The organism is Streptomyces sp. NPDC050263 (assembly GCF_040655955.1).
GTDB lineage: Bacteria > Actinomycetota > Actinomycetes > Streptomycetales > Streptomycetaceae > Streptomyces.
On record NZ_JBFAKW010000051.1, the window covers coordinates 18,757 to 32,023 of the forward strand.

A 13,267-nucleotide genomic window follows, 5' to 3' on the forward strand; every position below is an offset into this window, starting at 1 on the left:
CGCGGGCATGCGTGCGGCCGGGGGCGGCTGGGGGCGGCTCACGACCCGCCGAGGGCAGCACCCCGCCGCCGGTCCGCGCACCCCGCCCCGCCCCCGACAGCCGCGCCTACTCCAACCTCGCCCGCTTCAACTCGTCCCCCGTCAGCGGCGGCCCGCTCAACGCGGGCTTCAACGACCCCACGGCGGCAGCCAACAGCACCGACGGGGTCAACAGCACCTGCGGGCCGCGCTCCAGCGACGTCACGTCCGTCACCCGGCGGGCGATCCGGCCGCTGCCGGTGGCCGTGTGCATCAGGCGGCCGACGTACGCCGACTGGAGCCGGTCCCGCAGCGTCGGCCCGTTCTCGGTCGCGCCCGGGTAGAACACGTCCTGTCCGACCGCGAGGTCCCACGCGGTCCGGGCCGGCCGGGCCACCGCCTTCTGGACGCGCCGGGACAGCCCGGGCGAGTCCCACCCGTGCCGCCGGACGACGTCCCGCAGCGCCACCGCGCTCTGCGCGGCGACCGCGAGACCGTGGCCGTAGAGCGGGTTGTACGCGGCGAGGGCGTCCCCGAGGACGGCGAAGTTCTCCGGCCAGGCGCGCATCCGCTCGTAGAAGTGACGGCGGTTGACGGTGGTCCGGGTGTACGACACGTCGGACAGCGGCTCGGCCTGTTCCAGGAGCTGCCCGATCACGGGGTGGCGCAGTTCCTCACGGGCGAAGCGGACGAAGTCGTCGCCGGCGGCGGAGGGTTCGCCGCCCCTGGTGCCGTTGAGGGTGACGATCCAGCGGCCGTCCTCGATGGGCAGCAGAAACCCCGCCCGCCCGGGCCGGCCGTCCCGCGGGTCGGGCTGCACGTTGACGATCGGGTACCCGGACCGCGCCGGCTCGGGCGCGAGATACAGCCGACTGGCGTACGCCAGCCCGGAGTCCACCTCGCGCCGCTCCACCGACGGCAGTCCGAGCTCCGTCAGCCAGCCCTCGGCCCGCGATCCCCGTCCGGTCGCGTCGACGACGAACTCGGCCGGGATCACCCGCTCCGCGCCGGATCGCTCCTGCGCCCGTACCCCGGTGACCGCCCCCGCGTCCCCGACGAGCCCCACCGCCTCGGTTCCGGACAGCAGTTCGACCCGGTCGTCGGCGAGGACCTGCGCGCGGACCGTCGCGTCCAGCAGGTCGCGGCCGGCCAGGATCACGTGGTGGGACTCGGGCCAGCGGCGGAACCAGCCGCGTGCGCCCAGGACGACCATGTCCGTGGTCACCGGGGACCGGCGCGCCCCGACGGCCTGGAGCGCCTCGACGATGTCCGGCAGCAGTTCCGCCACCGCCCGCACCCCGCCCGACCACAGCATGTGGGCGTGGCGGGCCTGCGGCAGCCCCTTGCGGGGCGCGGGGCCGTCGGGCAGCACGTCCCGCTCGACGACGACGACCCGGTCGGCGAGGCCGGTCAGGGCGCGTGCCGCGAGCATGCCCGCATGGGATCCCCCCAGGACTACGGCGGTTCTGGCGGGGTTGGAGGGTTCACTCATGCGTGGACAAGCTCTCTGCCGGGGCGTTCGCGCGGGCGCGCACCGCCTGGATGTCGTCGGGGTGGCGAAGGACGAGGGACACGGCCTGGATCTCCCGCAGGAGGTAGGTGGTGTCGGCGCAGGGCGGGGCAGCGGGGGAGGAGGGGGAAGACGGAGCGGCGCGGGAGGCGGCGCGCTCCTGAGCGGGCTCCTGAGCGGGCAGGAGCGACCGCTGCTCCCTCGCCTCGACGGCGTCCAGGAGCGTCACCGCGGCGGCCAGCGCCTGGGCGGTCCCGCGCTCGAAGCCGAGGGCGACGGCGGCGTCGTAGGACCGGGCGCGCAGGTCGTCGTCGAGGTGCCGGGCCAGTTGGAGGAGCGCGTCGCGGATGAACGTCTCGCGGCGGATCAGCCGCAGTTCCGGGGTGGCGCGCAGGTCGAACGGCTCGCGCCCGCCCGCGACGGTCCGGATCAGCCGGGACAGGGGCCCAAGGCTCCGGTACCGGCGGCGGATCCGCCACCGCTCCTGGAGGTACTGGCCGGCGTGCGGGACGATGAAGCCGATCGCGACCAGCGTGGCGGCGATACAGGCCGCCGACGGCGCGATGCCGGTGTTCAGCCAGTCCAGGTCGTGTCCGGTCCAACGGGCCGCGACGGCCGTCAGCTTGGCCGCGCTGAACAGCAGGTTCGTCACATAGCCGGCCCCCAGGAACCTGAGGCCCCAGCGCAGCCAGGCGTCGAGGCCCTCGGTGCGGCTCCAGTTCCACACGAGCCGGGCCGTGACCGAGCAGGCCACCGTGTGCGCGACCAGGTAGAGCAGGATCTCCTCGCGCATGAACGGCGTGTTGGCGTAGTAGGTGTCCAGGTCCCGGATCCGCTCCACGGGGACGTCGGCGAGCGCGAACAGCACCCACAGCGCGACCACCACACCGGCGTAGACGGAGACCACCCAGCGGGTCGCGCGCCGGGTCTGCGCGGAGCGCTCCGTACGGCCGTTGCGCCAGGCGATGATCAGCAGCAGCCAGGACGCGGACAGCGCGGTGAGCAGCGAGTACACCCAGGGGGCCGCGATGTTCGGCACGCCGGTGACCCGGTTGGTCCAGGCGATGGTCTTCGGGGCCGCGAACACGAACACCGCGCAGGCGAACACCAGCAGGCCGCCGACGGCGCGCAGCAGCGGGTCCCGCCAGAGCTTGAGGATGCTGGGCAGCTTGATGGCGAGAGCCGCGCCCAGGACCACGGTGGGCAGCCAGAACGAGATGTACATGCCGTGGCTCACCGCGCCGCACCCCGGCGTCCGCGATAGCCGAGGGTCCGCTGGACGGCGGAGGTCTCGGCGGCGGATCCCGCGGATCCGGCAGATCCGGCGAGGCCGTCGGGGCCGGCGAGTCCGGGCGTTCCGGAAGCCGTCGCTCCGGTGTCGGCGGGCAGGTAGCGCCGGACGCGGGCCGCGAGCCGGTGGCCGAAGTCGTCGGCCTCGGCCTCGTCGTCCGCCCGGGAGCCGTTGCGGGCGGCGACGGTCAGCGCGATGGCGTCCCAGCCGGAGCGGTCGGCGATCCGGTCGGCGAGAACGCCCGCCGCGGCCCTGCCGACACCGTGGTGACGGTGCCGGTGCCCGGCGTGCAGATGCCACAGCTCATGGCCGAGGATGACCAGTTGCTGCACGGCCTCGGCCCGCTCCTCGACGATGACCAGGTCGAAGTCCTGGAACTCCACCCACAGCCCGGTCACTTCGAAGGCGTCGGGGAAGCACTCGAATCGCAGGTCGACGGGCCGTCCGCCGCGCAGCGCGGACATCTCCTCGCACAGCGCCCGGCACACGTCCCGCGCACCGGAGGGTCGACAGGGGCGGGCCCGCAACGCGGCGGCGAGATCGCCGGTCAGCTCGCGCATGGCGGGTCCGGTCCTCGCGCGCCGCAGCATCGAGGCGAACCGGGCCGCCCTCCCGCGCGCGCCCGCGACGTCCATCGGCTCCCCCTTCTCGACCGCTGTACGGCGGCCCGTTCGAGACTACGCGGCCGGTCGTGTCCGCGTCACGAGAAGTCGTTGAGGGCGTAGGGAGGCGCAACGAGTAGAAAGCGCTATCAGAGATCCTGTCGAAAGCATTGACGTGCAAGCGCTTCGAATTTACGGTCCGTTCGAAGTTACGAGCGGAATCCGAAATCCCGAACAAATGGTCACCGACGGTAACGGCAACGGCAACGGCAACGGCAACAACGACGACAGCACCAACGATGACAGGGGCAAGGTATGGGACAACCTGGCCTGAATCGCAGGCGACTGCTCGCCGCCGCGGGCGGACTGGCGGTCGCGGGCAGCTTCGGCTTCGCGGCCCTCGGTTCGGGAGCCGACGCGCTCGCGTCCGGCGCGCGCACCCGCGTCCGCTACTGGAACCTCTTCCAGGGTGGCGACGGGGCCAACCAGGTCGCGATGGTGGACGCCTTCCGCAAGGCGAACCCGGACACCGCCGTCAAGGACTCCACGCTCGCCTGGGGCGGCCCCTACTACACCAAGCTCGCCATGGCCGCCGCCGGAAACCGCGCCCCCGACCTCGGCGTCATGCACCAGGGCCGCATCCCCGGCTTCGCGCCCGGCCGCCTCCTCGACCCCTGGGACGTCGACCTCCTCGCCGAACACGGGGTGCGGGAGGCCGACTTCAACCCGGTGCTGTGGCAACGCGGCGTCGTGGACGGCAAGTTGTACGCGCTGCCGCTCGACATCCACGTCCAGCTGAACTTCTACCGCAAGGACGTCTGCGAGAAGGCCGGCCTCCTCGACGCCGACGGCCGCCTCCCCACGGCCACGTCGACCGACGACTGGTTCGAGATCCTCAAGGCGGCCAAGGGGCAGCTGAAGAAGGGGCAGCAGACGCTCGGCCTGCACGCAGGCGACCAGAACTTCTGCTGGTGGTTCTTCGTCGCCTTCTACCAGCAGCTCGGCGGAACCTACTTCGACGACGACCGGACGACCCTCACCTTCGACACCGACAGGGCCACCCAGGTCCTGGAGTTCCTCCGCAGACACGTCACCGACGGCTATGTCACCGTCGGCGAGGCGGACGGCGAGGCCTTCCTCGCCGGTTCGCCCTTCACCTGGGAGGGCAACTGGTCGGTGCCGTACTTCGACGGCGAGAAGGTCGAGTACGGGGCCCAGCCGCTGCCCCCGGTGTTCGGCGCCCCGGCCACCCACGCCGAGTCGCACTCCTTCGTCCTGCCCCACCAGGCCGGCCGCGGCGGGGAAGCGGACGACGGCGCGTACCGGCTCGCCGCCTACATGGTCACCCACGCCACCACCTGGGCCAACGGCGGCCATGTCCCCGCCTATCTGCCCACCTTCGAGGACCCGGCCTATCTGAGGCTCGCCCCGCAGAACGAGTACTCGCGCCCGGCGATGGACCACCAGGCCAACGAACCCCACATCTGGTTCGCCGGCTCCACCGGCATCCTCGCCCAGCGCGTCGGCCCGATCGTCGCCGCCTCCAACCTCGGCTCCACCGCACCGGACGCGGCGGCCCGCCGGATGAAGTCGACGCTTCAGCAGCTGCTCACCATGAAGAACCCGATGGACGGCCGCACGGCAGCCGAGGAGCTGAAGGGAGCGAGCGCATGAGCACCCACACCGGCGCGCACATGAGCGCGCACACGAGCACGCTCGCGCATGCCGGGACGCTTGGGTCGCGCACCGCTGCGGCGGCCGACTCCGCCCGCGCCCGCTGGGGACGCCGCTTCCAGCACGGCGGCTGGTTCGTGGCCCCCTTCTTCGTCCTCTACGGCCTGTTCGTCGTCCTGCCGGTCGTCCGCGGCCTCTACCTCAGCTTCACCGACGCCAACATCTCCGGGGACCACACCGGCTTCGTCGGCCTCGACAACTACCGCGAGGCGCTGAAGGACGACCTGGTCTGGGACTCGCTCCGGCACAGCGTGCAGTTCACGCTGTACGTGGTCCCGGCGATCGTGGTGCTGGCTCTGCTGATGGCCCTGATCGCCCACCACACCGTGCACTTCAAGTGGCTGTGGCGACTGTGCTTCTTCGCGCCGTTCCTGCTGCCCTCCGCGGTCATCGGCAACCTGTGGTGGTGGCTCTTCCAGCCCACCAACGGCATGGTCAACCACGTCCTGGGCTGGGACACCCCGTGGCTCACGCAGAAGTCGACGGCGATGCTCGCGGTCGTCATCGCGACCGTGTGGTGGACGGTCGGCTTCTCCTTCCTCCTCTACCTGGCCGCCCTCCAGAACATCCCCCAACACCTCTACGAGGCCGCCGAGTTGGACGGCGCGAACGCGTTCCAGCGGATGTTGCACATCACCGTGCCCAACCTGCGCAACATCACCGGGCTGGTCTTCGCCCTGCAGATCCTCGCCTCGCTCCAGGTCTTCGACCAGGCGGTGGTGATGTACCAGTTCGGGCCGGGACCTGAGGAATCGACCCGCACCTTCGTCCAGTACACCCTCGAACAGGGCTTCACCAGCTACCGCGTGGGCTACGCCTCCGCGATCTCCTTCATCCTCTTCATCATCGTCGCGGCCGTCGCCCTCGGGCGGATGTGGCTGCTGCGCAACCGCGAGGAGGGCACGCCCCGATGACGACCCCGACGACTGACCGCCTCCGCAGGCCGCGCAGCACGTGGACCCCGGCGCAGATCGCCCTGACCCTGGTGGCGGCGACCCTCTCCCTGATCTGGCTGACCCCGCTGGCCTGGGCGCTGTCCACGTCGCTCAAGACGCCCACCGACTCGGTGACCTCCCCGCGCTGGATCCCGCAGGACTTCACCGCGGAGTCCTGGAAGGCGGTGATCGAGGCCGGCGACATCCCCAACTGGTTCGTGAACTCGGTGGTCGTGTCGGTCTGCGTCACCTTCATCGTGCTGGCGGTCGCCTCCCTCGCGGGCTACGGCTTCGCCCGCACGGAGTTCCGGGGCAAGTCGGCCCTGCTGGCGCTGACGATGGCGGGCCTGATGTTCTCCCCGGCGATCCTCGGCGTCCCGCTCTTCACCACGGTCCAGTCGCTCGGCATGGTCGACACCTACTGGGGCATGATCCTGCCGCAGTGCGCCCCGGCCGCGATGGTCTACATCCTCTACAAGTTCTTCCAGTCGCTGCCCCGCGAACTGGAGGAGGCGGCGTTCATCGACGGCGCGGGCCGCTGGCGGATCTTCCTCACGATCGTCCTGCCGCTGTCCAAGCCCTCCCTCTCGGCGGTGGGCATCTTCACCTTCATCGCCTCCTGGAACAACTTCCTCTGGCCGTACATGGTGACCAACAACCCCGACCTGATGACCATGCCCAACGGCATCGCCACCGTGCAGAACGCCTTCGGCATCGTCTGGCCCCAGCTCATGGCCGGCGGTCTGCTGGCGGGCCTTCCGCTGATCGTCGTGTTCGTCTTCTTCCAGAGCCAGATCGTCAAGGGCGTGGCCCACACGGGGCTGGCGGGACAGTAAGGAGATCCGGTGCGCCTCAGTCTCAGATCCGCGACGACCCTGCTCACCGCGGCGGTCGTCACCCTGCTCCCGGGCACGGCCCGGGCCGACGTCGCCTACCCCGACCCGCAGCCGATCACGGGACAGCAGATCATCCACGACCCGACGGTGCTCCGCCTCAAGTCCGGCGGCTATGTGGCCTATTCGACCGGCGGGATCATCGGGGCCCGCACCTCGAGGGACCGTGTCCAGTGGGACGACGCGGGCAACGCCTTCGCACAGCCGCCGAGTTGGTGGTACGAGTACAACGACACCGGCGACCCCTGGGCCCCCGACCTCTCCTACCGGGCCGGCCGCTACTGGCTGTACTACGCGGTCTCCTCCTGGGGCGCCAACCACTCCGCGATCGGCGTGGCCACCTCCCCGACCGGCCTCCCCGGCACCTGGACCGACCACGGCAAGGCCTTCGCCTCCGAACGCACCGACGACTTCAACGCCATCGACCCGGCCCTGATCCAGGCCGACGGTCGCCTGTGGATGAGCTTCGGCTCGTACTGGACGGGCATCCGCATGGTCGAACTCGACCCGAGAACGGGCAAGGCCCGCCCGGACGCCCCGGTCCACCACATGGCGACCCGCCCGGACGCCCCCTACGCGGTCGAGGGCCCGTACATCGTCAAGCACGGCCGCCACTACTACCTCTTCGCCTCCTACGACACCTGCTGTGCGGGGGTGAACTCGACGTACCGGATCAGGGTGGGCAGATCGACGTCGGTGACGGGCCCCTACGTGGACAGCGCGGGCAAGCCCCTGCTGGAGGGCGGCGGCGACCTGCTGCTGGCGGGCCATGGCCGCTACGTCGGCCCCGGCGGAGAATCGATCTTCAAGGACAGGGGCAGAGACGTCCTGGCGTACCACTACTACGACGCAGAGGACGGCGGCGCCCCGAAGCTGGGGCTCAACACCCTGAACTGGACAAAGACCGGCTGGCCAGCAGTCTTATAGGGGCGCGAGCAACCCCCGCCCGCCCGCACCCGCCGACGAAACCGCACCCCCTCCCCGAAAGGCGCACATGCACACCGCCCACTTCACCCTCGACCCCGCCTTCGAGGTCGGCGAAGTAAACCCCCGTCTTTTCGGCAGCTTCGTGGAACACCTCGGCCGCTGCGTGTACACAGGCCTCTTCGAACCGGACCACCCCACCGCCGACGAGGCGGGCCTGCGCCAGGACGTCCTGGAGCTCGTCCGCGAACTCGGCGTCACCGCCATCCGCTACCCCGGCGGCAACTTCGTCTCGGGCTACAAGTGGGAGGACTCGGTCGGCCCGGCCGAGGACCGCCCGCGCCGTCTGGACCTCGCCTGGCGCTCGACGGAGACGAACCGCTTCGGACTCTCCGAGTACATCGCCTTCCTGAAGAAGGTCGGCCCGCAGGCCGAGCCCATGATGGCGATCAACCTCGGCACGCGGGGCGTCGCGGAGGCCCTGGAACTCCAGGAGTACGCCAACCACCAGGCCGGCACGGCGCTCTCGGACCTGCGCGCCGACCACGGCGACAAGGACCCCTTCGGCATCAAGGTCTGGTGTCTGGGCAACGAGATGGACGGCCCCTGGCAGACCGGCCACAAGACCGCCGGGGAGTACGGCCGCCTCGCCGCCGAGACCGCCCGCGCCATGCGCCAGATGGACCCGTCCGTGGAACTGGTCGCCTGCGGCTCCTCCAGCCAGTCCATGCCGACCTTCGCCGAGTGGGAGGCGACGGTCCTCGCGGAGACGTACGACCTGGTCGACTACATCTCCCTGCACGCCTACTACCAGCCGCAGGACGGTGACGTCGACTCCTTCCTGGCCTCCGCCGTCGACATGGAGTCGTTCATCGAGAACGTCGTCGCCACCTGCGACCACGTCGGCGCGAAGCTCAAGTCCAAGAAGAAGATCAACCTCTCCTTCGACGAGTGGAACGTCTGGTACATCTCGCAGTGGCACGCGATCGAGGACTCCGCCGCGCGGGACTGGGCGGAGGCCCCGCGGCTGCTGGAGGACAACTACAGCGTCATGGACGCGGTGGTCTTCGGCTCGCTGCTCATCGCGCTGCTCCGGCACGCCGACCGGGTGACGGTCGCCTGTCTCGCCCAGCTCGTCAACGTCATCGCGCCGATCCTCACCGAGCCGGGCGGTCCGGCCTGGCGGCAGACGACGTTCTTCCCGTTCGCGCAGGCCTCGAAGCACGGTCGCGGCACGGTCCTCGACGTACGGGTGGACTCGCCGACGTACGAGACGGCGAAGTACGGCGAGGCGGACCTGCTGCACGCGACCGCCGTCCGCGCCGAGGACGGCACCGTCACCGTGTTCGCCGTCAACCGCAGCCGCACCGAGGCGCTGCCCCTCCAGGTCGGGCTGACCGGGCTGGACCTGACGACGGTCGTCGAGCACAGCGTGCTCGCGGACGCCGACCCGGACGCGCGCAACACGCTCGCCGACCCCGAGCGGGTCGCCCCGCACGCGGCGGAGGGGACCGCGCTGACGGACGGCCGGCTGACGGCGACGCTGGAGCCGCTGTCCTGGAACGTGATCAGGCTGGGGTGACCGACCGGAGCGGGAGAAGCGCCCCGCCGACCGGCCGCTGATCCAGAATGGGGCCATGAGGATCTCGGCAAGGGCGGACTACGCGGTACGGGCGGTGCTGGAGCTCGCCGTGCGACAGGGCGGCGGCGACCCGGTGAAGGCGGAGTCGATCGCCGCCGAGCAGGACATTCCGCACAAGTTCCTGGAGGGGATTCTCGGCGATCTGCGGCGCGGCGGGATCGTCGACAGCCGGCGCGGCGGCGGAGGCGGCTACCGGCTGGCCCGTGATCCGGCGGCGATCACGGTCGCGGACGTGATCAGGGCGGTGGACGGCCCGATCGTGTCCGTCCGCGGCGAACGTCCGACGGGTCTGACGTACACGGGCTCCGCGCAGCCGCTGCTGCCGCTGTGGATCGCGTTGCGGGCGAACGTGCGCCGGGTCCTGGAGGGCGTCACGATCGCCGACATCGCGGCGGACGCGCTGCCGGCCCCGGTGCGGGAACTGGCGGCGGAGCCGGCCGCCTGGGAGAACCCGTAGCCCGCGCGGTGCGGGCCGCCGCTCTCGTGAAGCGGCGGCCCGGCACTACGGGATCTCGCGGTGGCGCGGGTGCCTGATCAGGCGGAGTCGACGCCCACGGTCAGCGTCGCCTTGTAGCCGTCGGACACGCTGGAGCCGAGGGCGGTCAGGGTGAGCAGCCCGGAGGACGCGCCGCCGTCGTCGTAGATGCTGTCGTCGGCCAGGGCCGTCTCCTTGGTGGTGTTCGCGGAGTACGGCGAGGTGGCCTGGATCTCCTCGTTGATGTCGGCGTCGAAGAAGAGCTGACCGGTGTGGATGACGTCGCCGCCGGTGTACGAGTCGTCGGTGAGCGTCACCTCGGTGTGCACCCGCATGTGGACGTGCACGGCGCGGGAGACGTAGTGGCCGGGCCAGATCGAGGTGATGCTGCACCGGCCGTTCGCGTCGGTCGTCTGACCGCCGCGCAGGAAGGTGCCGTTGTCCTCCTCGGTATGGCCGTTGCCGCCCACGAAGCCTGAGTACTCGCCCAGCGCGTCGCAGTGCCAGATCTCGACCAGCGCGTCGGCGAGCGGCGCACAGTCGTTGGCCTGGTCGACGACGGTGAAGGTGTACTGGACCTCGAAGCCATCCTTGTCCTCCCGGATGTCCTCGCGGACGAGGGCGCCGTCCAGGGAGTACGGGCCCTCGGTGACCTCGGCGTTGAGGGTGCAGACGCCGCTGGACGCGGTGGCCGCGGCCTCGGTGGTCGCGGCGGTGTCGGCGGTGCTGTCGGCCGCCGAGGCGAACCCGGCGACGGCGAGGCCGCCCGCGGCGGCGACCGCGGTGCCGCCGATGAGGACGCGGCGCCGCTTCATGCTCTTGTCGAGCCGGTGCCTACCCGGCTGGTTGTCGTCGGTGTCGATGGACTCGTCGTGGTGCTCGGTGTTTCCCGTCATGCAGAGGAAGTTAGAAGCGGACCTGAGGAAATCCTTGATGCGGGACTGTGCGGGACCTGGGGATGCAACGGTCAACTGCCGTTGTTTCCGCGTTAGTTCGGACATGGCGAAACACCGGACGCCGGATCCGCGATCTCCTTAGCGTTGAGCTTCGCCGTACCGGACGGACCCTAGGGGGACACATGGCAGACGACCGCGTCGAACTGGCGGACGCCGTGCAGGCAGTACGGGACGAACTGATCACGGCCGCGAGCCGGGCGACGGGGCAGGACGTCGTCTTCGAACTGGGCGACATCGAGCTGGAGTTCACCGTCGAGATCCGCAAGGAGACCGCGGGCGGCCTCAAGGTGAAGGCGTACGTCTTCGAGGCGGGAGCGGACGTCAAGGGCGGCGACTCCCGCACCCACCGGGTCGCGGTCACCCTCAAGGCCCTGGACGCGCGCACCGGGCAGCCGTGGAAGGTGGGGAACCCGAGCAAGGGGAACGTCGGGCGCTTCGGGAGGAGCGGCGACGGGCGGTGACCGGTGGTGACCTGCGGTGACCGGCGGTGACCGTGGTGACCGGCGGGGGGAGCAGGCCTCGGCCCCCGGCCTCCGGTGCAGGTGTGAACGGGCCCGGGTGAATGGCCGGAGTTCGACCTGGCTGTGGCTCAGGGGGCTCCCTACGATGCGATCGCCCCGGTTCTTCACAGCAGCTTCACAGTTTCGGCCTCACGGATTCTTCTCCGTGGAGTCGACGCTGCGCTGAGCCGGGCGCTGCCACCCCCCACCCTTCGATCGAAGGAGAGATCATGGCCAGTGGGCTGCTCCTCGGCGGCGCGGTCGCCGCTCTCATCACCGCGGCGATACCCGCGCACAACTCGTCCCCCGTCTTCGACAACCCGCCGCCGGACAAGATCGTCATCGACGTCGCGACCGTGAACGGCTCCGGCTGTCCGGCCGGCACGGCGGCGGTCGCCGTCTCCGAGGACAACACCGCGTTCACCGTGACCTACAGCGACTACCTCGCCCAGGTCGGCGGGGGCTCCAACCCCACGGCGTTCCGCAAGAACTGCCAGCTCAACCTGGTCGTCCACGTCCCGTCGGGCTTCACGTACGCCATCGCCAAGGCGGACTACCGCGGCTACGCCTCGCTCCAGTCCGGCGCGAGCGCCGTGCAGCGGGCCTCGTACTACTTCCAGGGCTCGTCGCAGACCGTGTTCAAGAACCACAACTTCAGCGGCTCCCTCAACGACAGCTGGCAGGCGACCGACACCACCGACTGGGCCCAACTGGTCTGGGCCCCCTGCGGAGTTCAGCGCAACTTCAACATCAACACCGAACTCCGGGTCAACGCCGGCACCTCGTCCCCGAGCAAGGTCAGCTTCATGACCATGGACTCGACCGACGGCGACCTCAGCACCATCTACCACATGGCCTGGCAGGAGTGCCCGGCCAAGTGAGCCCGCTCCGGCGCCGGCTCTGAGGCCGGCTCGGATCCGGCACGCCGACCGGGCGTCACCGCGACTTCGGTGACGCCCGGCCGGTCATGTGGTGCAGGTCAGCTCTCCACGCCCAGCGTCAGCGTGCCCGCGTAGCCCGAGGACGTCGAACTGCCCAGGGCCGTCAGCGTCACCAGGCCCGACGCGGCGCCTCCGTCGTCGTAGATGGAGTCCTGAGCGAGGGTGGTGCGGGTGACCGTGTTGGTCGAGTACGGGGAGACGGCCGCGACGGCGGTCGTGATCGTCTCGCTGAAGAAGAGCTGACCGGTGTGCAGTTCCTGGCCGCCGGTGAACGAGCCGTCCGAGGTCAGGGTGACGTTCGTGTGCACCTTGATGTGGATGTGGATGCAGCGGCCCCGGTACCAGCCGGGGTAGATCGTGGTGATCGAGGCGACGCCGCTGGAGTTGGTCAGGACTCCGCCGCGCAGGAACGTGCCGCTGTCCGGCTCGCTGTGGCCGTTGCTGCCGACGAAGCCGGAGTACTCGCCGAGGGCGTCGGCGTGCCAGATCTCCACGAGGGCGTTGGACAGGGGCACGCAGGTGTCGTCGTCGACGACCGTGAGGGTCAGCTTCAGCGGGATGCCCGCCTTGCCCTCGGTGATGTCGGCGCGGACGTACTGTCCGTCGAGGTAGTAAGGGCCTTCGGTCATCTCCTTCGTGAGGGTGCAGACGGCCGCGGCGGCGACGGGGGCGGTGTCCGGCTGCTGCTCGGCGGCCGACGGGGCGGTGACGGCGGCCGTGGCGCCGACGGCCAGCGTCGCGGCGGTGGCGCCCGAGGCGATCAGCACGGTGCGCCGACCGATGGGGTGATCGGACTCGTGGGGGGTTCCGTTGGGGTTTCCCGTCATGTCTGTCATGAACACGGCA

Annotated in this window: 13 protein-coding genes; 8 read left to right on the forward strand and 5 right to left on the reverse strand. The window is 70.7% G+C overall.

The window, feature by feature from the left end:
* Positions 1–106: 106 nt before the first annotated feature.
* Genes AB0J04_RS22885 through AB0J04_RS22895 form a run of 3 tightly spaced genes read right to left on the reverse strand, consistent with a single transcriptional unit; the run spans position 107 to position 3,454 of the window.
* Positions 107–1,510, reverse strand: a complete 1,404-nt coding sequence (locus AB0J04_RS22885; RefSeq protein ID WP_363170390.1) for an FAD-dependent oxidoreductase — start codon at positions 1,508–1,510, stop codon at positions 107–109.
* Entirely contained in the window at positions 1,503–2,753 is a 1,251-nt protein-coding gene (locus AB0J04_RS22890; protein ID WP_363170423.1) for an MAB_1171c family putative transporter, read from the reverse strand. The genes AB0J04_RS22885 and AB0J04_RS22890 overlap by 8 nt, the downstream gene beginning before the upstream one ends.
* An 8-nt stretch (positions 2,754–2,761) precedes the next feature.
* On the reverse strand, positions 2,762–3,454 hold the full coding sequence (locus AB0J04_RS22895) for a toxin-antitoxin system, toxin component family protein (protein ID WP_363170391.1): 693 nt from the start codon (positions 3,452–3,454) through the stop codon (positions 2,762–2,764).
* Positions 3,455–3,736: 282 nt separating this feature from the next.
* Between AB0J04_RS22895 and AB0J04_RS22900 the strand changes: the two genes are divergently transcribed.
* From AB0J04_RS22900 to AB0J04_RS22925, 6 genes are all read left to right on the forward strand, one after another.
* Positions 3,737–5,095, forward strand: coding sequence for an extracellular solute-binding protein (locus AB0J04_RS22900; protein WP_363170392.1), 1,359 nt, complete (start codon positions 3,737–3,739; stop codon positions 5,093–5,095).
* A gap of 20 nt (positions 5,096–5,115) precedes the next feature.
* On the forward strand, positions 5,116–6,069 hold the full coding sequence (locus AB0J04_RS22905) for a sugar ABC transporter permease (protein ID WP_363170424.1): 954 nt from the start codon (positions 5,116–5,118) through the stop codon (positions 6,067–6,069).
* A complete protein-coding gene (locus AB0J04_RS22910; RefSeq protein ID WP_363170393.1) occupies positions 6,066–6,926 on the forward strand; it encodes a carbohydrate ABC transporter permease in 861 nt (286 codons plus the stop codon). Before AB0J04_RS22905 ends, AB0J04_RS22910 begins: the two co-directional genes overlap by 4 nt.
* A 9-nt stretch (positions 6,927–6,935) precedes the next feature.
* Positions 6,936–7,910 carry an arabinan endo-1,5-alpha-L-arabinosidase gene (locus AB0J04_RS22915; RefSeq protein ID WP_363170394.1) on the forward strand — a complete coding sequence of 325 codons (975 nt, stop codon included), beginning with the start codon at positions 6,936–6,938 and terminating at the stop codon, positions 7,908–7,910.
* A gap of 67 nt (positions 7,911–7,977) precedes the next feature.
* Positions 7,978–9,489 carry an alpha-N-arabinofuranosidase gene (locus AB0J04_RS22920; protein ID WP_363170395.1) on the forward strand — a complete coding sequence of 504 codons (1,512 nt, stop codon included), beginning with the start codon at positions 7,978–7,980 and terminating at the stop codon, positions 9,487–9,489.
* A 55-nt stretch (positions 9,490–9,544) separates the two neighbouring features.
* Positions 9,545–10,006, forward strand: a complete 462-nt coding sequence (locus AB0J04_RS22925) for an Rrf2 family transcriptional regulator (RefSeq protein ID WP_363170396.1) — start codon at positions 9,545–9,547, stop codon at positions 10,004–10,006.
* A 77-nt stretch (positions 10,007–10,083) separates the two neighbouring features.
* On the opposite strand, the gene AB0J04_RS22930 is transcribed toward AB0J04_RS22925, so the two are convergent.
* Positions 10,084–10,920 (reverse strand): intradiol ring-cleavage dioxygenase, encoded by an 837-nt coding sequence (locus AB0J04_RS22930; protein ID WP_363170397.1) that lies wholly within the window; start codon positions 10,918–10,920, stop codon positions 10,084–10,086.
* A 182-nt stretch (positions 10,921–11,102) separates the two neighbouring features.
* On the opposite strand from AB0J04_RS22930, the gene AB0J04_RS22935 reads away from it, so the two are divergent.
* Both AB0J04_RS22935 and AB0J04_RS22940 read left to right on the forward strand, forming a co-directional pair.
* The gene (locus AB0J04_RS22935; protein ID WP_363170398.1) at positions 11,103–11,441 is read left to right on the forward strand and encodes a trypco2 family protein; all 339 of its coding nucleotides are present in this window, start codon (positions 11,103–11,105) and stop codon (positions 11,439–11,441) included.
* A gap of 269 nt (positions 11,442–11,710) precedes the next feature.
* On the forward strand, positions 11,711–12,361 hold the full coding sequence (locus tag AB0J04_RS22940; protein ID WP_363170399.1) for a DUF4360 domain-containing protein: 651 nt from the start codon (positions 11,711–11,713) through the stop codon (positions 12,359–12,361).
* 98 nt (positions 12,362–12,459) lie between these two features.
* On the opposite strand, the gene AB0J04_RS22945 is transcribed toward AB0J04_RS22940, so the two are convergent.
* On the reverse strand, positions 12,460–13,248 hold the full coding sequence (locus AB0J04_RS22945) for an intradiol ring-cleavage dioxygenase (RefSeq protein ID WP_363170425.1): 789 nt from the start codon (positions 13,246–13,248) through the stop codon (positions 12,460–12,462).
* Between the last annotated feature and the right edge of the window lie 19 nt (positions 13,249–13,267).

Coding starts and splice junctions, on each gene's coding strand:
- AB0J04_RS22885 (WP_363170390.1), bottom strand. CDS start 1,510: ATGAGTGAACCCTCCAACCCCGCCAGAACCGCCGTAGTCCTGGGGGGA.
- AB0J04_RS22890 (WP_363170423.1), bottom strand. CDS start 2,753: ATGTACATCTCGTTCTGGCTGCCCACCGTGGTCCTGGGCGCGGCTCTC.
- AB0J04_RS22895 (WP_363170391.1), bottom strand. CDS start 3,454: ATGGACGTCGCGGGCGCGCGCGGGAGGGCGGCCCGGTTCGCCTCGATG.
- AB0J04_RS22900 (WP_363170392.1), top strand. CDS start 3,737: ATGGGACAACCTGGCCTGAATCGCAGGCGACTGCTCGCCGCCGCGGGC.
- AB0J04_RS22905 (WP_363170424.1), top strand. CDS start 5,116: ATGAGCGCGCACACGAGCACGCTCGCGCATGCCGGGACGCTTGGGTCG.
- AB0J04_RS22910 (WP_363170393.1), top strand. CDS start 6,066: ATGACGACCCCGACGACTGACCGCCTCCGCAGGCCGCGCAGCACGTGG.
- AB0J04_RS22920 (WP_363170395.1), top strand. CDS start 7,978: ATGCACACCGCCCACTTCACCCTCGACCCCGCCTTCGAGGTCGGCGAA.
- AB0J04_RS22925 (WP_363170396.1), top strand. CDS start 9,545: ATGAGGATCTCGGCAAGGGCGGACTACGCGGTACGGGCGGTGCTGGAG.
- AB0J04_RS22930 (WP_363170397.1), bottom strand. CDS start 10,920: ATGACGGGAAACACCGAGCACCACGACGAGTCCATCGACACCGACGAC.
- AB0J04_RS22935 (WP_363170398.1), top strand. CDS start 11,103: ATGGCAGACGACCGCGTCGAACTGGCGGACGCCGTGCAGGCAGTACGG.
- AB0J04_RS22940 (WP_363170399.1), top strand. CDS start 11,711: ATGGCCAGTGGGCTGCTCCTCGGCGGCGCGGTCGCCGCTCTCATCACC.
- AB0J04_RS22945 (WP_363170425.1), bottom strand. CDS start 13,248: ATGACGGGAAACCCCAACGGAACCCCCCACGAGTCCGATCACCCCATC.